At 38.1% G+C, this 21343-nt stretch carries 19 protein-coding genes and 1 other annotated feature; of the genes, 3 read left to right on the top strand and 16 right to left on the bottom strand.

Annotated elements, in window-relative coordinates; genetic code table 11:
- Positions 1-6 precede the first annotated feature (6 nt).
- The 4 genes from CJZ72_RS01415 to CJZ72_RS01430 are packed head-to-tail and all read right to left on the bottom strand — an operon-like array spanning position 7 to position 3358.
- A complete protein-coding gene (locus CJZ72_RS01415) occupies positions 7-591 on the bottom strand; it encodes a hypothetical protein (RefSeq protein ID WP_005878377.1) in 585 nt (194 codons plus the stop codon).
- 21 nt (positions 592-612) lie between these two features.
- A complete protein-coding gene (locus tag CJZ72_RS01420) occupies positions 613-1083 on the bottom strand; it encodes a V-type ATP synthase subunit K (RefSeq protein ID WP_005878375.1) in 471 nt (156 codons plus the stop codon).
- Positions 1084-1107: 24 nt separating this feature from the next.
- A complete protein-coding gene (locus tag CJZ72_RS01425; protein ID WP_081135611.1) occupies positions 1108-3102 on the bottom strand; it encodes a V-type ATP synthase subunit I in 1995 nt (664 codons plus the stop codon).
- Positions 3089-3358 (bottom strand): hypothetical protein, encoded by a 270-nt coding sequence (locus tag CJZ72_RS01430; RefSeq protein WP_227326296.1) that lies wholly within the window; start codon positions 3356-3358, stop codon positions 3089-3091. The genes CJZ72_RS01425 and CJZ72_RS01430 overlap by 14 nt, the downstream gene beginning before the upstream one ends.
- 161 nt (positions 3359-3519) lie before the next feature.
- Positions 3520-3567: a sequence feature (sodium ion sensor (DUF1646 type); this cis-regulatory element may regulate processes involved in with the transportation of sodium ions), on the bottom strand.
- Between the two features lie 197 nt (positions 3568-3764).
- Here CJZ72_RS01430 and CJZ72_RS01435 point away from each other — a divergent pair.
- Positions 3765-4478 (top strand): gamma-glutamyl-gamma-aminobutyrate hydrolase family protein, encoded by a 714-nt coding sequence (locus CJZ72_RS01435; protein ID WP_095443567.1) that lies wholly within the window; start codon positions 3765-3767, stop codon positions 4476-4478.
- A gap of 51 nt (positions 4479-4529) precedes the next feature.
- On the opposite strand, the gene CJZ72_RS01440 is transcribed toward CJZ72_RS01435, so the two are convergent.
- From CJZ72_RS01440 to zapA, 8 genes are all read right to left on the bottom strand, one after another.
- Positions 4530-6431 carry a fructose-1,6-bisphosphatase gene (locus CJZ72_RS01440; RefSeq protein ID WP_081135603.1) on the bottom strand — a complete coding sequence of 634 codons (1902 nt, stop codon included), beginning with the start codon at positions 6429-6431 and terminating at the stop codon, positions 4530-4532.
- 172 nt (positions 6432-6603) lie between these two features.
- The gene (locus CJZ72_RS01445) at positions 6604-7866 is read right to left on the bottom strand and encodes an ABC transporter permease (RefSeq protein WP_081135600.1); all 1263 of its coding nucleotides are present in this window, start codon (positions 7864-7866) and stop codon (positions 6604-6606) included.
- A complete protein-coding gene (locus CJZ72_RS01450) occupies positions 7859-8758 on the bottom strand; it encodes an ABC transporter ATP-binding protein (protein WP_053109213.1) in 900 nt (299 codons plus the stop codon). Before CJZ72_RS01450 ends, CJZ72_RS01445 begins: the two co-directional genes overlap by 8 nt.
- A gap of 188 nt (positions 8759-8946) precedes the next feature.
- Positions 8947-10725 (bottom strand): excinuclease ABC subunit UvrC, encoded by a 1779-nt coding sequence (uvrC, locus tag CJZ72_RS01455; protein ID WP_053109214.1) that lies wholly within the window; start codon positions 10723-10725, stop codon positions 8947-8949.
- A 248-nt stretch (positions 10726-10973) separates the two neighbouring features.
- Positions 10974-11288: a thioredoxin gene (gene trxA / locus CJZ72_RS01460; RefSeq protein ID WP_053109215.1), complete on the bottom strand. Its 315-nt coding sequence runs from the start codon at positions 11286-11288 to the stop codon at positions 10974-10976.
- Between the two features lie 85 nt (positions 11289-11373).
- A complete protein-coding gene (locus CJZ72_RS01465; protein WP_081135594.1) occupies positions 11374-13734 on the bottom strand; it encodes an endonuclease MutS2 in 2361 nt (786 codons plus the stop codon).
- Between the two features lie 106 nt (positions 13735-13840).
- The gene (locus CJZ72_RS01470; protein WP_081135591.1) at positions 13841-14392 is read right to left on the bottom strand and encodes a CvpA family protein; all 552 of its coding nucleotides are present in this window, start codon (positions 14390-14392) and stop codon (positions 13841-13843) included.
- Between the two features lie 20 nt (positions 14393-14412).
- A complete protein-coding gene (zapA, locus tag CJZ72_RS01475) occupies positions 14413-14850 on the bottom strand; it encodes a cell division protein ZapA (protein ID WP_005878354.1) in 438 nt (145 codons plus the stop codon).
- A gap of 201 nt (positions 14851-15051) precedes the next feature.
- Between zapA and rnhC the strand changes: the two genes are divergently transcribed.
- Complete coding sequence (rnhC, locus tag CJZ72_RS01480; RefSeq protein ID WP_081135589.1) at positions 15052-15963, top strand: ribonuclease HIII; 912 nt, start codon at positions 15052-15054, stop codon at positions 15961-15963.
- Between the two features lie 261 nt (positions 15964-16224).
- Here rnhC and CJZ72_RS01485 read toward each other — a convergent pair whose 3' ends face one another.
- From CJZ72_RS01485 to CJZ72_RS01500, 4 genes are all read right to left on the bottom strand, one after another.
- Positions 16225-17139 (bottom strand): N-acetylmuramoyl-L-alanine amidase family protein, encoded by a 915-nt coding sequence (locus CJZ72_RS01485; protein ID WP_081135587.1) that lies wholly within the window; start codon positions 17137-17139, stop codon positions 16225-16227.
- A 163-nt stretch (positions 17140-17302) separates the two neighbouring features.
- Positions 17303-17878: a TetR/AcrR family transcriptional regulator gene (locus CJZ72_RS01490; protein WP_081135585.1), complete on the bottom strand. Its 576-nt coding sequence runs from the start codon at positions 17876-17878 to the stop codon at positions 17303-17305.
- Between the two features lie 21 nt (positions 17879-17899).
- On the bottom strand, positions 17900-18571 hold the full coding sequence (locus CJZ72_RS01495; protein ID WP_005878346.1) for an ABC transporter ATP-binding protein: 672 nt from the start codon (positions 18569-18571) through the stop codon (positions 17900-17902).
- Positions 18572-18584: 13 nt separating this feature from the next.
- On the bottom strand, positions 18585-19655 hold the full coding sequence (locus CJZ72_RS01500; RefSeq protein ID WP_005878344.1) for an ABC transporter permease: 1071 nt from the start codon (positions 19653-19655) through the stop codon (positions 18585-18587).
- Between the two features lie 333 nt (positions 19656-19988).
- Here CJZ72_RS01500 and CJZ72_RS01505 point away from each other — a divergent pair, with 333 nt between their 5' ends.
- On the top strand, positions 19989-21209 hold the full coding sequence (locus tag CJZ72_RS01505) for an IS110 family RNA-guided transposase (RefSeq protein WP_095443568.1): 1221 nt from the start codon (positions 19989-19991) through the stop codon (positions 21207-21209).
- The last annotated feature ends 134 nt before the right edge of the window (positions 21210-21343 follow it).

Below are 21343 nucleotides of genomic sequence, written 5' to 3' on the forward strand. Positions count from 1 at the left end.
CCCTCCTTAATCAAATAATTGTTGAGCAATTTCAAAGCGCATCGTTTCTTCCACTTCTCTTATTAAATTACGGTACAAAAAGTTATACTGTACGCCTTGATCATCGATCAAAAAACCAGCTTGCTTTTCAATCACTTCTTCATCCAATACCAATTCAAAGGGAAGTTCATTATTCCACTTATCGATCAATTCTAAAGAAACATGATCCACTGTTTTTTCGCCTAAAATCAAACGAACTTGTCCCGTCAAAGTCAATGTATGAAGCATTTCTGTCATCAAATCGATTTGCGCTTCTTTAGGTTGGCTTTCCAGTTGAGTAGTAGCTTCTGTAAATAATCGTTGCAAAAAATTTTGCTTCTCATTCAACGTCTGTTGTCGACTTTCTACTTGCTGTCTATTTCTCAATTGGCGGTAATTTCGCTCAATGCCTTCTAATTGCCTTGCTTTTTGTTTTTGAAAGTCATTTTCTAATTTTAATCGCTTCGTTTCAAATTCTTGCTCGATTTCGTTTCGTTTCGTCGCTTCGAGAAGTGTTCGTTCTTCTTGCGCTGTTTTATTCATCTGCGTGATGATTTTATCAATAGCATCCACTGGGCTTCCTCCTTATGAATCTTAAGCATTTAGAACAAGTAAGAAAGAAATAACGAATCCTAGGATAGCATATGTCTCTACCATCGCCGCATAAATGATTCCTTTCGTTGCGTGTTCTGGTTTTTTCGCTAAGATTTGAATACCAGCAGCGGCAACTTTCCCTTGAGCGATACCAGAAAATAGGCCCGTAAATGCGATTGGTAAAGAGGCACCTAAAAAATTAAGTCCTTGAACAACTGTCATATCGCTTCCCAAATTGATGAAGATCAAAAAGGCAATAACAAATCCGTAAAGTCCCTGTGTCCCTGGAAGCAACTGTAAAATCAGTGCTTGACCAAATTTTTCCGGTTGGCTTGTCGTCAAAGCTGCTGCAGCTTCCCCTGTCATACCAACTCCTTTAGCAGATCCAATCCCTGAAAAAATCGTTGCTGTTGCCATCGCTAATACCGCAAATACCATTCCACCGTTTTGACTAATCAAATAATCCATCATTGTTTCAAATTCCTCCAATTATATCTATTTTTTCTTATGATTGATGTTGACGTATTTCTCCGCTGTTTTGAACGGTTTGAAGGCACGTCCGCCTCCACTATAAAATTTCCCAAAAAATTCAACGTATTGTAATCTTGCACCATGGACATATGCACTTAAAAGTGTCAAAAACATATTAAGGGCATGAAGTGCAATGATCAGGATGATCCCCACACTAAAACGTGCAGCGGGTGGCATGAATGCCACTAACATATTGAACGCAGCACCGATGCTCCCTCCAGATATTCCTAAAGCCATCAAACGAGTGTAACTGACCAAATCTCCGATATATCCGGTCAAGCCATACAAGTTATAGGCACCCTTCGCCATCCCTTTGACTTTCGATGAAGATTGAAAAATAGGAATGATCAGGATGCACAATGCGGAAAGAACTGCTAATCCGATTCCTAGGTAAACAAATGCTTGGTTCTTCAAGATCATCATGCCTAGCAAAACAAAGATGATCCCCATCAAAATCCCTTGCCAAGCGAAACCTTCATTGACCGCATCGATATACGCTTTACGTTTCATATTTTCCTTTGCTGCAATAAATAATCCAACTAGTATTTGGATCAAGCCAAAGATGACAGACAAGATCAAGATCGTATTGACATCGTTGGTCGTTGATAATATCGGAAACGGTAAATGGATACCACCTATCTCTTTTGGCAGCTCGTTTCCGAAGAAGGAACTATAGATGAATCCCCAAATAATTGAAGGGACCGCTAAAATCTCAAAAAATTTAGCAAATCGCTGCATACTACGAGGCAGTACGATGAATCTTTGGACAAGAAAAGCGCCTAGAAACATCAGTAATCCATACCCAATATCAGCCACCATCATCCCGAAAAAGACTAGATAAAATGGGGTCATCCATGGCGTAGGATCTACCTCTTCATACTTTGGCAAACTGTACATCTCCGTCAACATTTCAAATGGTGCTACGATTGGATGGTTTTTCAGTTTAGTTGGTACTTCTTCTGCTATTTCGTTCACCGTTGGTTCTTCAAAACTGACATATACTTCTTCTGCCAAATGTTCTTGTTGCAACAAATGGATAAAATCTTCTTTTTCTTCACTATCTATCCAACCTTGCACAATGATCAAGTATGGTGAGCGGACCAGTCGATTCGTGATTGCTACTCGCTCTGCTCTAGCCAAAAGGATTTCTTCTGTCCATTCAAATTCAACAATATAGCCACTGCAACTAGCAATTTCAGAAGCAAGCTTCTTTTGTTGCTTACTGATTTCAGTTAGTTGTTTCTTTACAACATTTAGCTGTTGGCGCGGACTATTTTCGTATTTATACTCTTCTTTGACGAACCCATAACGACTAGCGATATCATCTACAGCTTGCATCTTGTTTTGTAAAACGATATAAGCAAAATAGACCGTTGTTTGTGTCGCATTGACTTCCTCAAGATAGATATCTTGTATCTTTGCCAGTTCTTCTTTGAAGGCTTCGGCATTGGCTGCACTGACTGTTCCGATGACGAATGACGTAACCTGACTAAGAAAAGCAGAAGGTGTCGCATCAAGATTTTGCCAGTTATTCAACCATTCTTCTTCACTTTCTAACTGATCACGTTCATCTATCAATTGTTCCCATCGTTCTTTCAGTGAGAGTACTTCATTTAATTTCCTTTGAAACGCCTCTTCAGAGTAATCTCTTTCCAATTCTTGCAAAGAGAGTTCCCGTCTTTTTAGATGTCTTTTTTTCTGTCCTTTTTCCCCGTGATGTTCAATAAATTGAATCGCTGTTCTTATTTCTGATAGTTCACTTGTCAAAACGGCTGCTTTAGATTCTTTGTCGATCGTAGCAGTTTCAGGGAAATATTTTTCTACCCATTCATTATTCTCAGATTCTTGAAAAAGGTCACGAATTTCAACAGCATGCATTCCTTGGACAGCTTGCAGGATCTGCTCTTGATTTTTCTTATCTGAAATGAGAGTCACTTTTTCCATCTTAGTGACGGCCATATGTCTGTATCACCCTTTCGATAATCGCCGCGATTGCTTGTTCTTGATGTGTCTGATATTGCTCAAGCAAGCGTTCCTGAAGTTCTTTTTCAGTTGCCTTCAACTGCTCTTTTTGTTCTGCAGTTTGTTTTTCTTCCAAACTGATTTTCTCCTCGATCAACTGCGCTAACTGTTGCCGATGTTTTTCTTCTATTACTGCTAATTCTTTTTCTTTTGACTCAGAATAATTATTTAATTCTTCGTTCAACTTGACCAACGATTGTTGATTTTTTTGTTCCGCTTCTTTTATCTTCTCTAGAGCCTCTAGCAAAATTCACACATCCTTTCTGTTAAAAAAAAGGGCACATGCTTTCTTTTTCATTGAAAGTATGTACCCTTTTAAGATAACTGTTTAAAATCAGGCACTTTCAAAAAACGTTCTTCTCACCCCTTGAAGAACTAGATCCTTGAAGCTTGCGCCCAACCTTTTTTATTCGTACTTTAATTAAAGTATAACAAAATATGAATAGAATTCAACAGCGTTCTCTCATTCTCTTTGTAAAAAATTATTTTTCCAAAGGGACGAACGACAAAATAAGTTTTTTCTTCATATATACAAAGTGTTTTAAAAATTTTTAAATTACTGATAGAATATGTCTAATTTATTATTGGGAGGAATTATTATGTCACCTATCATTGGAATTGCCGGTAATCAGTTGATCAGAGCAACTGATACCTTTCAGGGAAACCAAGTAACCTATACCCCTCAAGGATTTGTCAACGCGGTCCAGCAGGCTGGCGGACTGCCTATGATCTTGCCGATCTCTGAACCTAGCAGTGCGTCTTCTTACATCCAGAAGATCGACAAGCTGATCCTTGCAGGCGGTCAAGATGTTTCACCTCAACTTTATCATGAAGCTCCGCATCCTAAACTGATGGAAACGAATCTACAAAGAGATCATTTTGAAGAAGCATTGATCAAAGAAGCACTAAAACAAAAGAAACCGATCCTCGCAGTTTGTCGTGGCATGCAACTTTTGAATGTCGCCCTTGGAGGAAGCTTATACCAAGACCTATCTCTATATTCCGACTGGTCTGTCAAACACGATCAATTTCCGACTGAGCCACAATTTGCCACTCATGAAGTCACTATTCTTACGGATACGACATTAAATAAATTTCTTCCTACATCGTATTTTGTAAATTCGTACCATCATCAAGCAGTAAAAGAATTGGCCCCTGATCTAAAAGCTACTGCTCTTTCACCGGATGGCCTGATTGAAGGCGTGGAAAGTACGGAACTAAAACTATTAGGTGTCCAATGGCATCCAGAGCTTACCCACCGCACAAATCCATTTGATCAGCAGCTATTCACCTATTTTGTGCAAGAATATTAATGCAATATGATACGCAGATCACTTGAATCTATCAGTCTTCCGCGTATTTTTTTATTGTTTGCGTTGATAAGCCAATAAACGCTTCAATTGGTTGACTTGTTGTTGCAACTCTATTCCTTTGGATGTGTCTCGGTTAAATTTTCTAGGTAGTTGTTGATCGATCACTTTCTTGACATCTGCTTGATTACTCGTCTTTTTTAACTGCTGTTCAATACCAAGGAAGGGGTAATGTGTAACGATTTGAAAACCATAAGAGTTACACAATAGCGAATAACCAGCGATCCCAGTCGTTTTTTGATACGCCTTCGATAATCCACCATCAATCACAAAGACGGTACCATTGGCTCTGATCGGTGATTCTCCTTTTTTGACTTTGACCGGAGTATGACCGTTGATGATGACTGATCCATTTTCTTCTACACCAAATTCTTTAAGAACTTTCTTGCTGAACCATTCCTCGTTTCTTAAAGTATAATAAGGATTTCTTTTCTCTATATGAGTTTCCTTTTCGGTTAGGAAATAACGTTCAAATGTTGCCATCTTACTTTTCCCAAAGAGCGGCGAAAATGGACCGATCCAAGCATACCAAATCAAATCTGTTGCCAGATCATCTTTCACAGTAATCTTTTTCGCACTAGTTCGGATCTGCTGTTCAAAGAAGTCCAATAATTCTTTACCAGAATAACTTTTATTTTCTAAAGAAAATGACAGGAAGCCACCTTCTTGATCGATCGGTATACATCCATGAAACAAAAGATGCTGATTATAGGTCAGATACATTGCTCCTTTGGTCAATAAAAATTCCATATGCTTCTTCATTCTCAAAGAATGTTGAAATGAGTACATCAAGCTATCGATCACTTGTCTTTCTTCTGGCAACAATTGATTCGGATTCTTTGGATCAATCGTTTGAAAGCAAGCGCCATTGATCGTATGAACCGTTCCGTCTAACTTGATCGTGTTGTGAGAATAGTCGATTTGAGTCAATAAATCTCGTTGGGACATCTCAAACTCTGGTCGTCGTTCTAATATTTGTGACTCCACTTTAAATTGCATGATTGCAAGTGCCTGATGGATCTTCTCCATTTCTTTTCGTTCTCTTGTTGTTAACTCCTCATGATTTTTTGGTGTAAACAGAGGATTTTCATCATAATTATCATTTGAAAAAGAAGCTAGAATACGAAAGTTCAAGCCATATTCTTTCTCCAAATCAAATAAATAGTTGTACCGAGCGGCAATCCTTAACAGTGTCAATAAGCAGGCTTCCGAACCGCAATAAGCGCCAAGCCATAAAAGATCGTGGTTTCCCCATTGGATATCGATAGATGAGAATTTCATCAGTCGATCCATTACTTTTGCAGCTTGGGTACCTCGATCAAAGATATCCCCAACAATATGGACATGATCAATGACCATTGTTTGGATCGTCTGCGCCAATTTTTTCAAAAAACGCTGTTCTTCACCCATCAACGTCAATTGATCAATGATTTTTTTGACATACTCTTTTTTGCCGGCAACTCGGTCGTCGATATACAATAATTCCTCAATGATGTAACTATACTCTTTAGGCAGTTCTTTTCGAACTTTTGAACGTGTATACTTTACAGAAGTAAAACGTAACAATTCGATCAATTGATGGATCAGCTGTGATTTGTGTTGCTTTTCGTACCATTCAGTTGTGACAGCATATTCTGGATAAGCAACAAAGATCGTCAGTTGTTTGATGTCTTCTTCATCCAAAGAGTCATGAAACAACTCTTTGATTTTTTCTTTTAAATTTCCTGAACCAATACGCAAAATATGATCGAACGCTGGAAATTCTCCATGGATATCACTTAAAAACAGCTCTGTCCCTTTCGGAAGCTGCAAGATTGCCTCCAGATTAATGATCTCTGTGATCACATCTTCCGTTGTAGGGAATTTTTCTGACAATAACTCTAAATATTGATCCATTCTAAGACCTCCAGATTGGTATACTTAAAATTATAGTGAATATAAGCGCTTTTTTCAACATTAAAATCTTAATTCACTTCGGATCAAAAAAATATTGGTCTATCTATAAAAAGAAACACATCCACTAAGAAAACTCCTCTTAGTGAACATGTTTCTTCATCTTCGTTTTGTGTTACGATTTTTTGCGTTCATTTCTCATGATCGATATCGATTGTTTCAATGAACTCCATAGTCCACCCTCGCTATAAACAAGCACATTGGATTTGTACATATTTGCAGAAAGAAACATTAAAACAAAAGTGACTACGATCAATATGACAAGTGACACCATCGCTCCACTCACATCGACCGTTTCATTCGCTAAACGAACAGGCATGATGTAAGAAGAAAGGAATGGAATATAAGAGGTGATACGAATGACGATATTATTAGGATCAGACGCACCTAAGATCAGACCTAACATATATCCACCTAGCGATAAATAAGTGACAGGTAAAATCGCCTTTGCTGTATCTTCTGCTTTATTCACTAATGATCCGCATAGTGCTGCTAGAACAGCGAATATCAAGATGCCAAAAAACATGAATAGCAATGAATACCATAGGAATGGTCCAAAAATGCTATCTAAAGAAATCCCATCTAAAGCACTTTTCACGATATCCATATTTTTGAATTGATTAAATCCGACGCCAAAAATCACGCCATATAATGCCATTTGTGTCACAGCAACAAGCAAAACGCCTGTCAATTTGCCATAGAAATGTTTTTGAGCCGTTGTACTAGATAAGATCACTTCCATGATACGCGTACCCTTTTCAGAAGCAATCTCCTGTGCAATGATTTGTGCATACGTTAAGATAATGATGAACAAGATGATCGTTGCAACATAGCTAACTACATATTGTACATCAGAATTGTCTTCTCCCACAGTCATCTTTCCTTGATCGTTGAAACTGACTTTTTGTCGGGAAAAACTTGCTGGCTGACTAAGACTTGCTACTTCTTCTGGCGAAACGCCCAGCGTACTTGCTCTAAGCATCGATTGCACACCCGTCAGTTGTTGTTGGATAAGCAACTGCGTACTTTGCCCTAATGAATTTTCGCTATAGAGTTTCCCTTTGACCTCCTCATTAGCTACCGAAACAGTCATATAGGCATCGATTTTTTCATCCGCCAATTCTTTTTGTGCCTTTTTTGTTGAATCGATTGCTTTAAACTCAAAATCATCTGTTTTCACTTGACCTAGTTGTTGTGTCAACTGCGGATCATCTGATAGGACCCCAATTGTATTGACCTCACTATTTTGTTGCGCAAAATTCCCTGCAACGTAAATGACCCCCATCATAATAAATGGAACTAAGATCATGATCAGAAAAGAAATAGATTTGATATTTTTTAAATAGACATCTTTTGTAATGATCCAAAATTTACGCATCCATCTCACCTGCTTTCATTTTGAAGATTTCTTCCAAAGTAGGCGGTTGCTGATTGAACATCGGAATGTAGCCAAACTGAGTTGCTCGTGTGAAAATCTCTTTTCCTGCATCTGGATCTTCTAATGTGACTTCCAATGTTTGGTCTTCATGAAGGATCACATGTTTTACTCCTTCGATTTCAGCTACGTCTTGTTGTGTCAGATCAGATTCTAAAAATACTTTTGTTCGGCCAAAAGATTCTCTGATTTCATGTACTTTTCCATCTAAAACCATTTTCCCATTTCGCAACATGATCAAATGATCACAGATTTTTTCAACATTATCCATATTATGACTTGAGAAAATCACACAAGAACCCTTCTCTTTTAATTCGATGATCCCATCTTTCAATAGTTCTGCGTTTACTGGATCCAACCCGCTAAATGGTTCATCTAGGATGATCAGCTTGGGTTCATGGATCAACGTAGCGATCAACTGTACCTTTTGCTGATTTCCTTTTGATAGCGATTTGACCTTATCTGTTTTCTTGCCTTTTACTTGGAATTTTTCCATCCAAAAATCGATTTTCGGTTCAATTTCTTTTTTTGATTTTCCTCGTAATTCCGCAAAATACACCAGTTGATCTTGGATCGTCACTTTTGGATATAATCCTCGTTCTTCAGGCAGATACCCAATGATATCGTAATCTTTTTCTCCTAAATGATGACCATTCCATAATACTTCCCCTTGATCTTGTGTCAAAAAATCTAAAATCAGTCGAAACGTCGTGGTTTTTCCCGCCCCGTTTTGTCCGATCAATCCCATGATCTTTCCATCTGGAATCTGAAATGATACATGGTCAACAGCTGTGTAGTTCCCAAAAGTCTTTACCAGATCTTTAACTTCTAACATCGTTTCACTCCTTCGCCGCTAGTATATTTCTTCAAAAAATAAATCGCATACATTCGTAAGAATAAAACCAAGAGGGGAACCTGACATTTAAGAAGAAATACCCCCTATTGTACCGAAACGATTGTTGGCTATCATTTTTCTTATAAAAAATGATAGGACACTTTACAGTGTTTGTAAAGCGTCCTCTGTTAGTTTTCATGTAATTTGTCAAAAACATTTTGTGCGACATTTTTAGGTAAGCCGATTTGTTGAAGTTCTTCGACTGTTGCTGCTGTAATATTTTTAAGAGATTTGAATTCTTTCAAAAGAGTTTTTTTCCGTTTTGGCCCTAATCCTTCGATTTCATCTAAGCGAGAAGCAAAACTATTTTTACTTCGAAGTTGTCGGTGAAAGGTGATTGCAAATCGATGGACTTCATCTTGTACTCGTTGCAATAAAAAGAACTCAGGTGAATTTCTTTCCAATGGAACGACAGCTAGATCTGAACCAAAAAGTAATTCATTCGTTTTATGCTTTTCATTTTTGGCCATTCCTGCTACGGGAATATCGATACCTAACTGGTTCTCCAACACATCTTTTGCAACATCGACTTGACCTTTTCCCCCATCGATCAAGATCAAATCAGGCAAAGGCAAGCCTTCACGGATCACACGTGCATATCGACGATAGATAACTTCCCTCATGGAGGCGTAGTCATCAGGTCCCTTCACTGTTTTGATCTTATATTTGCGGTATTCCTTTTTTGCTGGTTTCCCGTCAATAAATACGACCATCGCAGCGACTGGATTTGTTCCCATGATATTAGAATTATCGAAAGATTCGATACGTGTTGGTGTAGGGATGTTCATTGCATTTCCTAACCGTTCCACGGCACCAATCGTTCGTTCTTGTTTTCGTGCAATCAGATCAAACCGTTCATTTAAAGCAACCGCTGCATTTTTATTGGCAAGTTCCACTAGTTTTTTCTTTTCGCCTTTTTTTGGCTGTAACACTTTGGTATCTAATAGAGCTTCCACGCTTAATTGGTCGATCGTATCAGGGATCAAGACTTCCTTGGGGATGAAATGTTCATTTTCTTGATAGAATTGGCCGATATACGTTAAAAAGTCTTCTTCCGCTTCATTGTAAAAAGGAAAGATAGAAACGTCACGTTCGATCAATTTTCCTTGTCTCACAAAAAATACTTGGACACACATCCACCCTTTATCGATGGCATAACCAAATACATCTCGATCAACTAGATCGGTGTTCGTCATTTTCTGTCTTGTCATGATCGTTTCGATTGCTCGGATCTGATCGCGGTATTCTGCAGCTTTTTCAAATTCCATATTTTCAGCAGCCTGCACCATTTTTTGGTGGATCTCTGACTCAACTTTTTCATGACCGCCGTTTAGAAACCCTTTTACTTCATCGACGATTTTCGTGTATACCTTAGGATCGACATCAAAGTAATACGGACATAAACATTGGCCTAAATGATAATACAAACAAGGTTCTTTTGTTTGACTTGGCTTACATTTGCGTAAAGGAAACAGTCGATCAAGAATTTTCTTTGTTTCATTCGCAGCCCCTACATCGGGATAAGGTCCAAAATAAAAAGCTTTATCCTTCAATACTTTACGTGTGATCACTAAACGTGGGTATTTTTCATTGGTGATTTTTAAAAAAGGATACGTCTTGTCATCCTTTAGCATGATATTATATTTAGGATCGTTCTTCTTGATCAAGTTGATTTCTAAAAGCAAGGCTTCGATATTTGATTCAGTCACGATATATTCAAAGTCTACGATCTCACTAACTAATCGTTCTGTTTTGGTATTGTGGCTACCTGTAAAATAAGAACGGACACGATTCTTTAGGATTTTTGCTTTTCCCACATAAATGATCGTTCCATTTTTATCTTTCATCAAATAGCAGCCTGGTTGATCAGGAAGTAAAGCTAATTTGTTTTTGATACGTTCATTCATTGTATACTTCCTTTCAGATTTCATTGTGTTCATTATAACATGATTGATAAATTCGTTGTTTCACTGTCATTTATTTTGAAAATAAATTAAATTTTACAAGTATCTTCTGCATTATGATACTGCGCAAAAAGAGGAGGGCGAGACAAAAGTAAACATCACTTTTTGTCTCACCCTCTGCATTCGAATGAACGATCTCTTTTTAATCCTTGTAACTAGTTTTCACGACCTTATAAGTAAGGTTGTTTATTTTATAGATATTGACTGATCATTTGACGTAATTGTTCTTTCGTATGAACACCAATCGCTTTTTCAACTACTTGTCCATCTTTTTTCAACAATAACGTTGGAATACTCATGATCCCAAACTCTTGTGGTGTTTGCGGATTTTCATCTACATCCATTTTTACGATCCTGAATTCATCTTCATCGTATTCTTCTGCTAATTGGTCCAAAATTGGTGCTTGCATGCGACAAGGTCCACACCAAGTTGCCCAAAAGTCAACCAATACTAAGCCTTTGTCTGTTTCTTCGTTAAATGTCGTATCTGTAACTACTTGTGACATATAAAAGACCTCCATTTTTTAGTCTGATGGTATTATAGCATTTTTCTTTTCCAGAAACGAGCATTCTGCTTACATTAAGTAAGTTTTATTTAAACTTAACGATCGTTGCTCCATTCCCACCTTGATTAGCGGGCGCAAATTCATAGCTTTTTACACTTCGATGATTTTTTAGATAGTCCGTGATCCCTTTGCGTAGTGCTCCTGTTCCTTTACCATGGACAATAGTGACTTGAGGATACCCAGCCAAGATTGCTGCATCAAGATATTGATCCACTTCAGTCAGTGCTTCTTCATAACGTTTTCCCCGAAGATCTAGTTGATTCGCCACATGACTGGCAGATTCTGATCTTACTGTATGCACCACTCTTTGTGTTGGTTCTTTTTGCGGAGCTACTGGCATCAATTCACTTTCAGAAACATTCATCTTCAAGATACCGATCTCCACTTGCCATTGATCCCCGTTTTTACGTAACAAGGTTCCTCGCTGACCATAAGTCGTTACAAGAACTTCATCCCCAGGTTTGAGCGTCTTTTGTTCCTTCGCTTTTTTCAATACTTTATTTTTCTTCAATTGTTCTTCTTGGTGTAAGTTTGCTAATTGTGTTTTCGCATCAATCAATTGATGCTCTTTCACATTTCCTTGTCCGATCTGTTGTTGCATTTTTCGGATATCTGCGATGATGTGATCGGCTTTTTCTTCTGCTTCCGCCACCAGATCATTTGCTTTCTTTTTCGCTTTTTCTAGTTCTTTTTCCCGTTCTTCAAAGAAATAACTATACGCATCTTTTAGATTTTCATACAAACTCTGCGCCTCATCAACATAATGACGCATTTCCAAGTATTCTGTTTCAGCCATTTTACGACGACTTTCTAAATCAGAAATCATTTCATTCAAATCTTGGCTTTCATCATTCATCAATTGTTTTGCTTCATTGATCACATCTTGATCTAGTCCTAACCGACTCGAGATCTCAAATGCGTTGCTTCGACCTGGAACACCGATCAGTAAACGATATGTTGGGCTCAATGTATCCACATCAAACTCCATACTTGCATTGATCGTATTGGCACGATTATAACCATACACTTTCAACTCTGGATAATGAGTCGTTGCCATGACATACGCTGATTTTTTCCCTAGATCATCTAGGATAGCGATAGCTAATGCTGCTCCTTCTTGCGGGTCTGTTCCGGCACCTAACTCATCAAATAAAACTAAACTTTTTTCGTTTACTTTCGCTAAGATATCCACTGTATTGGTCATATGAGAAGAAAAAGTCGATAAACTTTGTTCGATCGACTGCTCATCTCCGATATCGGCAAATACTTCTTCAAAAATTCCGATCTGGCTATCTTCACCTACAGGGATCGGCAGTCCAGCCTGCCCCATCAATTGAAGTAAGCCAAGCGTTTTTAACGTGATGGTTTTCCCACCTGTATTTGGACCAGTGATGACGATTGCTTGATAATTCTCACCGATCGTAATGTCATTAGCCACAACTTTCTCTTGGTCGATCAATGGATGCCGTGCTTGTTTGAGCACAACATGATTCTCTTCGCTGATTGTCGGAACAATTGCTTTTAATTCTTTCCCAAAACGAGCTTTGGCATTCATTATATCCATTTTTCCAATAACATATGCGTTATGGATGATCTCATGACGATGAGGAACAAGCTCTGCTGACAATTCACTTAATATTCGTTGGACCTCATTACGTTCGGCAATCTGGTACTGTCTTAACCGGTTGTTCAAGTCAACGATTTGTTTTGGCTCAACAAATAAAGTTTGACCAGAAGCACTTTGGTCATGGACTACGCCACCAAACACACCACGATATTCTTGTTTTACTGGAATAACATAGCGATCATTTCGCATCGTGATGATTGCATCACTCAAATATTTCGCGTTTTTCCCTCGAACGATGCCATCTAATTGCTCTCTAACCGTTTGTTCGCTGCGACGAATGTTTTGACGGATACTTTTTAGTTCTGGTGAAGCATCATCTGTCACTCTGCCATCTTCATCGATTGCTTCTTTTAGTCGACGGCTTAAAACCGGGATCGTAACCAGCTGGTCAGCCCAAAAATACAAACGATAGAAGTCGATTTCGCTGTCAGCTAGATCATCAATGAATCGTTTCAATTCACTAGTTGTTGATAACACACGAGAAACTTCCGCTAATTCAACCCCATTCAAATCTGCACCGATTTCGATCCGTTTCATATGTGGTCGGATATTTTCCAATTTTGGTATCGGGATGCCTCCACGTAAACGTTGGACTTTCAATCCATCCTCTGTTTCAGCCAACCACTCCGTGATGTGTTCTTTCTGATTAACGGGAACTAATTTCACTAGTTCTTCTTGCCCTTGAGCTGTCACTAAATATTGACGGACAAGTTGTTTTACTTTTTCAAATTCTAATGTTTCAAGGATTCGGTTATTCACTTTATCACCTTATCTTTCACTAAAAAAAGTTGTAACTCTTCGCATCAGCTCTTTCGCTTCTGCCGTCCTGTCACAACCTCTTTTCAATCGTTTTGTTTCATCAATCCTATTGATTGATGATATTCGTTACCCATAGATCATGGATTTTGTCACTCAATAGCGGTGTCTTCTCAACAATAAAGCGTGCAAGACTATTTCCACTAAATTGATTTTGGATAAAATCTACTGGAACAAGAGTCAATAAGCTCAAAAGCAAGAAAATCGTCACATAAGCAACCACAACAGACAGAATACCGCCTGCTAGCCAGTCTACTTGCCTCAAAACAGGGACATAGGTCAAACTGTGAGCAAAAATCCCGATGAAGCGAGTGATCAACGCACCTGCCAATAGAATCAGCAAGAAGGCCACCCCTGCATAAAAAGCCTCATCTAATCTAAAAGAGATCGCTTGATCAAAAAAGACCATTTTAGATGTAGAAGTCACTGCTGGATAAGGAATATATAACTCTAAATGATCCGCTAACTGTTTGTAAAAATGCTGGGCCGCAAAAAACGATAGTACATAGCCTATCGTATAAACCACTTGCATAGCAAAACCTCGCCTGGCCCCTGAAAAAAACGCAATCAGCAAAATAAATAAAATCAATAAACTTAACATGCCACGTTCCTTTCTCCTCGTTAATTTGAAGATTTTTGTTTGATTTGGCCTTTTCTTTTTTCATTCAAGATTTGTTGTGCTTCCATATGATTTTTGATTTCACGGTCAGGTTGTCCGTTTTCTTTCAAAACTTCTCGAGCTTCATTTTCAATTGCTTCGATCCGTTTGATCCGGTTCTCCATTTCGGTAAATTTAATCATTTTTTTCTTTAAGTTTGCCACTTCTTTTTCAAGTTCTAAATTTTTTTCTTGTTTTTTCAATTGATCCGAGAGCGCATTGACAGCCATCAAAATAGCTGCTTGTTCGTTATCGATTTGAGGTGACAATTCCTTCAACTCTGCTAATTGTTCATTGATCAAATTTGTCACGATATCCATGTGATGTTTCGTTTCACGTCCAATGATCGTGTAAGTTTGGTCGGCAATCACTGCTTTATAGCGTGTTTTTTCGTGCGCCATCCGAATCATTTCCCCCTATTGATAAAATTATTATCTAGTGTACCATGAAGTTAATGATTTAACAGCTGTACACACATTTCTTTAATTTACTTTATCATTATATGATAAACTAAAAAAAAATGCTATGTCTCCTACTATTCTTATGTTTAGAATGTATGGAGAGCAAACTATTTTGGACAATGTCAATAAATTGGAGGCACCATGAGTAACGTAATCATAAAAACAACTACTAAACAGATCGAAAAAATGAAACAAACTTATTCAACTTTTTTATTACCAAAAAAAGTTCCTTATACATCTTTTGTAGCAAAAAAAAACGGCACTACGATCACTGCTTATACTTCTGGAAAAGTCATGTTTCAAGGCACAAATGCAGAAAAAGAAGCTGGTCGTTGGGGTGAAGCCCAATCAGCAGCCAAAAAAAATAGCAAAAGTACTGATTTGCCATCTGATCTTCCTCATTTATCCGTCCTAGGAAGTGATGAAGTCGGCAATGGGAGTTACTTTGGCCCGCTGACAGTCTGTGCCGCATATGTCGACAAAACAAAACTTGATTTATTGAAAAAATTAGGTGTGCGCGATTCAAAAGAAATGAAAGATCCACAGATCGTTCAATTAGCGAAGATACTAAAAGAAACGATACCCTATCAGCTACTTGTTTTATCTCCGAAGAAATACAATGAGATCCAGCCAAAGTATAATGCAGTTCGGATGAAGGTCGCTTTGCACAATCAAGCAATCCATTTGTTGTTGCAAAAAATAGCACCCACTAAACCTGATGCTGTTTTGATCGATCAGTTCACGCCAGAAGCAAACTTTAAAAAATATGTACAGTCAGAAAAAAATCAAATCCAAGAAAAACTTTATTTCGTTACTAAAGGGGAACAATACCATCTAGCTGTAGCAGCTGCCTCTATCATCAGTCGCGCGAGTTTTTTAGAAGAACTCGATAAAGCATCTGCAGAACTAGGTTTTACACTGCCTTCTGGTGCTGGCACAAAATCTGATCACGTAGCCGCTAAGATTTTACAAAAAGGCGGGGTACCTTTACTGGAAAATTATGCCAAACTTCACTTTGCCAATACAGAAAAAGCCAAAAGATTGATGGGCTGATCTTCACAAATCAAAGAGGTCGAAACAAAAGCCGTTTAGCTTTGAGAAATTATAAAAAAAGGCGGGGACAGAAATGTTCAACTCCGAGAAATAAGAAGGAATCAACGAAAATTGCTTGTCAAATTTTTGTGGATTTCGGCTTATTTCCGAGGGTGTTGCTTCTGCTTCCACCGTTTATTCGTTTTTAAAGAATGGGACAAAAGTATTTCTTACTTTTGTCCCACGTTTTTTTCTTTTTTTAAATATAGCATACGAAGCTGCTCAACCTTGAAGTTCAAAATAATCGCGTAACGCTTCAGTTAAGCTTTCTGCTAGTTGTTGTTGATAGGAAGAAGTCGTCATTTCTGCTAGATCAGCATCATTATTCATGTACCCCATCTCTACTAAGAGCGCAGGTTGAAGATTTTCCCGTAAGACCTGATAATTGCCTGTTGCAATGCCTCTTGAGGCAAGTGGCAAATCGTCAAATGAATCCGAAACTGTCTGGGCTAATTTTTCGTTCTCTTGATAATAGTAGTACGTCGTGATTCCTGTTGCCTCATTGGCATACTCTGTAGAATCGGCATGCAGACTAATAAAAATATCCGCTTTTTTTGTTTCACTATACGTACAGATATCTCCTATCTGTACAAATGTATCACTAGTTCGGGTAAGATAAACCGTAGCACCTGCTGCTTCAAGTTCTTTCTTTACTTTCTTAGCTGTACTCAAAGTAATCGTTTTTTCTTCTATTTCTTCGTTGGTACTCAACGCCCCCGTATCACTTCCTCCGTGACCTGGATCGATTACGATCACCGCATCAGATAATTCTGTTGGGGTCTCCTGCACTGTTTTTTCCACTATGCTCCCATTTGTCAAAGCTAGATATCCCGTCGTTCCGTCATTGGTGGTTACTTGATACGCATCATCTTTTTGGGTGAGATAAGTAGTAAGCTCCCCACCATTGACTACTGTTAATGGGGTTGTCAACGCAGCGTCTGCATATAGCGTGCTATCTTCTTTTCCAATTTTTACCATTGTTTTTGTTTCTGTCGAACTCGTTGTTGCAGCTTGCGTGACCTTTTCTTGACTAGTACTTGTTTCTTCTGCAGCTGTTTGTTTATCAAAAAAGTTGGATTCATTGCTCGCTATCACACCTAGTAACCCAATAAAAAGAATCAGAATCACTTTCTTCATGTTCTTTCACCTCGTGAAGCAAACAATACGATGTTAAGCTTAAAGACAACTTAAATTGAACTTTTAGTCAAAAAAGACACACATATGAAGGGAATGTTTCGTCCCTTCATCGTGTGCCTCACGGTAATCCGCTGGTTGCTGTTAAATTTTTTGTTCAACGCAACTATTCACTGATCACACCGTGTAAATATAAGTCGATCAACTGTTCCACAGTCATGGACTTTTCAACAGAGTTGCCTGCTTGTGTGATATATGGCGAGAGGATCAAAAAGAAATGTCTGGCTGCAATTTCTTGTGTGACATTTTCTCGAAGTGCTTCTCGGTTCTTTGAAAAAATGACTTCAAAAGGTTCACGATAATTTTGCTTCCATAACGCAAAAAGATGGTTTCTCGTTTCGCTTGAAATGTTTTGTTTCAAATCATGGAGCATCATGAATAGATCGACCAAATGACTGTCAATCAAATACCTCGCCATCGCTGTCAATGTTTGCTGAAAGGTCACATCGCTTGTTTCTGAGATTTTTCTTAAATCTTGACCGACTGTCGTCAGATGTTCTTCAAGAACTGCTTTGTATAATTTTTCTTTATCACTAAAATAATGGTACAAGTTCGGTTGAGTGATTCCAGCTCTCTGGGCTATCTCCCTAGTTGAAGTACCCAGATATCCCTTTGACATAAACAAGCGATTGGCTTCCTTCAAAATCTTTTCTTGCGTATCTTTATTGTAGCGATGAACCATATGCACACCCTCTTTTCAGGCTTAGTCTGTTTTTTCTTTAAAAACACCATCTTCCATCATAAAGACTTTATCACATTTGTCAATAAGTCTTGTATCATGTGTGACCATAATGATCGCTTTATTCTTTTCTTTTGACTCTTTCGCGAGTATATCGACTACTTCTCTCGCTTTTTCAGAATCTAAGCTAGCTGTAGGTTCATCCGCCAAAATGATTGAAGGATCGTTATACAAAGCCCTTGCAATCGCTACTCTTTGTCGTTCGCCACCCGACAGTTCTTCTGGGTATTTATTGACCAAACTGTCGACCCCTAGCTGTTCAAACAATTCGTTAGCTTTCTCTTGTCGTTTCTCATGTTTCACCTTATCCACCAAAATCAGCTGTTTTTTCACCGTTAGAAACGGAACCAAGTTTGAAGCTTGTAAAATGAAACCAATCTCTTTAAAACGAAGTTTCACCCGTTTACTTTCAGGTTGATTACTGAACTCTTCCCCATTGATCAGTACAGAGCCTTTACTAGGCGTCTGTAATCCACCAGCCATGGTTAAAAATGTACTCTTTCCTGATCCAGAAGGTCCAATGATTGCGACGAATTCGCCTTTTTCAATACGCACATTCGTTTTTTTCAGTGCGTGGACGATCTGATCGCCATCTTGAAAACTCTTTTCCACTTCTTTAAATTCAATTGCTGCCATTTTTATTTTCCTCCTATCCAATCGCCTTTAGTGGATCGATTTTTACGATCGTCCGAACTGAGAATAGCGCGCCTAAAACAGCGACTACTAACATCAAGACACTGATCACTCCAAAGAAAAGCCAATTACTTTGGAAAGGTACGGTATCTGGTAACACCAAGGAAGTTCCTACTGTTCCCAACAATCCCAGAGCAACACCAAAAACTGAAAGTAAAAATGTTTGCGCTACTACCGAACGTGCAATAAAACCACCGGTAATCCCTTGCGCTTTTAGTACACCAAAAATATTGATTTTTTGCATCGTTAGTACATAAATAAAAATACCAATCACGATTGCTGCAATCACGATCAAAAAGCCGATCATAAAGCCAAAAGTCAATACTTGTGCATTGTATCCAGGCAATTCATTGATGAATTTTGCAATACTGATTTTTTCGAGATCATCAGGCATTTTATCGACACTGCCCCTAACCACTACAGCGTTGATTCGCGCATTTTCACTAGTATCTGTTTTTTCAAAACGAATCTCTTGATACGCATCAAGGGTCGTATATAGGACTGGTGAAACATTGAATTTGGCATTTTCTGTAAAACCTGTCAGCTTAAATGTCTTATCACTTCCAGAAAGTTTGACCGTATCACCAATCTTCAGTCCATATTCTTCCTTCAAACTGATATCCCCAACTGCTTCATCGTTTCCAGAAAATTCTTTTCCTTCCACAAGCTTCGGCATTAAGAATTGACTTGGATCGATACCAAAAAAACTCACATTGATCTTACCCGCATCTTTATTGTCCTTGCTAGTTACTACTCCAGGTGTTTGTGCTAAGTACGCAACTTCTCCACCTTTCACTTCTTCGGCTGTCTTTTTCGTGATCATCGACATCCCAAGATTTGTGTTAGAATCTTTGGATAAAACGATATAATCGGCTTCCCATTTATCCACTGCCGTACGATTATCTTGTGCCAACCCATAAGCTAATCCTGTTAAAAAAAAGACAAGGTAAGCAATCAAAAACATGACTCCAGCTACTAAAGCATAGCGTAATTTTGAATGAACAATTTCATTTAATGCTAAAAACATCTAATTCCCCCTTAAAAAATGATCTATCGATAAATTTATTTTATCACTTGATAAATTTTTAATGGAATATTATGCTCATGAAAAAAAAACATACTAAGATTAGAGGGTAAATTCATCGACGGATGAAATTACCCTCTAACGCTCTTTTAAGCGTATAGTTGGTTGTGAAAGAAAGACCGACCACACTTTCTTGGACTACGAGTCCCAAACAAAAAATGGTCTTCTTCACTGTCATTTTAAAACCTGGTTTAAGTATGTTGGGGCTTCGAGCCCGTGTAAAGGAAATTAGGAACGAAATGAAGCAGTGAAGAATCTTTCAACACTTCTTAGGAGATGAAAATTATGTATGTACTTGCTTTAGATGTCTCAATGGGAAAAAGTTATGTCGTTATTTATCATGAAAATACTTATCTTTTTGAACAAGAAATTCTTCACGATAAAACACATTTCAATGCACTTCTTCAAGAAATTTATGCTCTTCCAGAACGACCACAAATCGTTTTTGAAGCAACGGGGGTTTATTCAAGAGTCATTGAAACTTTTTGTCAAAAGAATCATTTCGCCTATTGTTTATTAAACCCTTTAGAAGCGAAAAGACAACTGAATATTGACTTACGTTCAGTCAAAACGGATAAACGAGATGCCCATCGACTGGCACAAACACACGGTCAATTTTTGCGGAAACAAAAACAATCTCAAACAGAAGTCTATAAACAAACACGCGATTTTGCACGCTTTTATCAACAAATTGAAAGGGACATTAAACGCACGAGAATGAACCTGCATACCGCTTTACAATTGACTTTCCCAGAATTGGAAACACTTTTCACGAACAGGTTATCAAAACTCGCCTTGAATCTTGTCGAACTTTTCCCCCACCCTGATTACTTGGCACACTTAAGCCAAACTAAGGTAAAAAATGTGTTAAAGAAAAATACGGATAAAAAAATCTCCGATCAAAAAGCCTTGGCTAAAGCACAAACCTTACTTTCACTTGCGCAAAATTCTTATCCAGCTGAATCTGGACAAAGTATTTCTGTTCAAAAAGTCGTGTATTATGCCCAACAATTGAAACAATTGCTTGTAACAAAAGAACAACTCGCCAAACAGCTAGTTGACATTGCGAAACAAACAATAGAATTTGATTTCTATCAAAGTATCCCTGGAATTGGTGAACTTTCTGCAGGACTCATTATTGGTGAATTAGGGGATATTCGGCGTTTTTCTTCTCATAAGCAATTGAATGCTTTCGTCGGTGTTGATACCAGAAGATATCAATCTGGAAAATATATAGCCAAAGAACACATGAATAAACATGGGAATCCGAAGGCCCGAAAAAATTTGTATTTTATTATGATGAACATGATTCGACAACAAGCGGCGGGGCCCAATCATCTTGTGGACTATTACTATAAACTAAAAACGCAACCTTCGCCCAAAAAGCATAAGGTTGCGCTCGTCGCCTGCATCAACAAGCTCTTGAAATGTCTCCATTCGATGGTACGACATTCAAGTCCGTATGATTACTCATACACGGCCTCTAACGACCAATAAGGAATATATCCTTACCTAGAATTATAGCATACCTAATAAAAAAATTTCTAATTTATTAGGCTTATTTCGTATACTTTTTTCTTGATAAAAACCAATAGAAAAAAGTACTTGACTAAACGTAGGAAGAAGAATGT

Origin of the sequence: Enterococcus durans (genome assembly GCF_002277935.1) — a bacterium.
GTDB lineage: Bacteria > Bacillota > Bacilli > Lactobacillales > Enterococcaceae > Enterococcus_B > Enterococcus_B durans.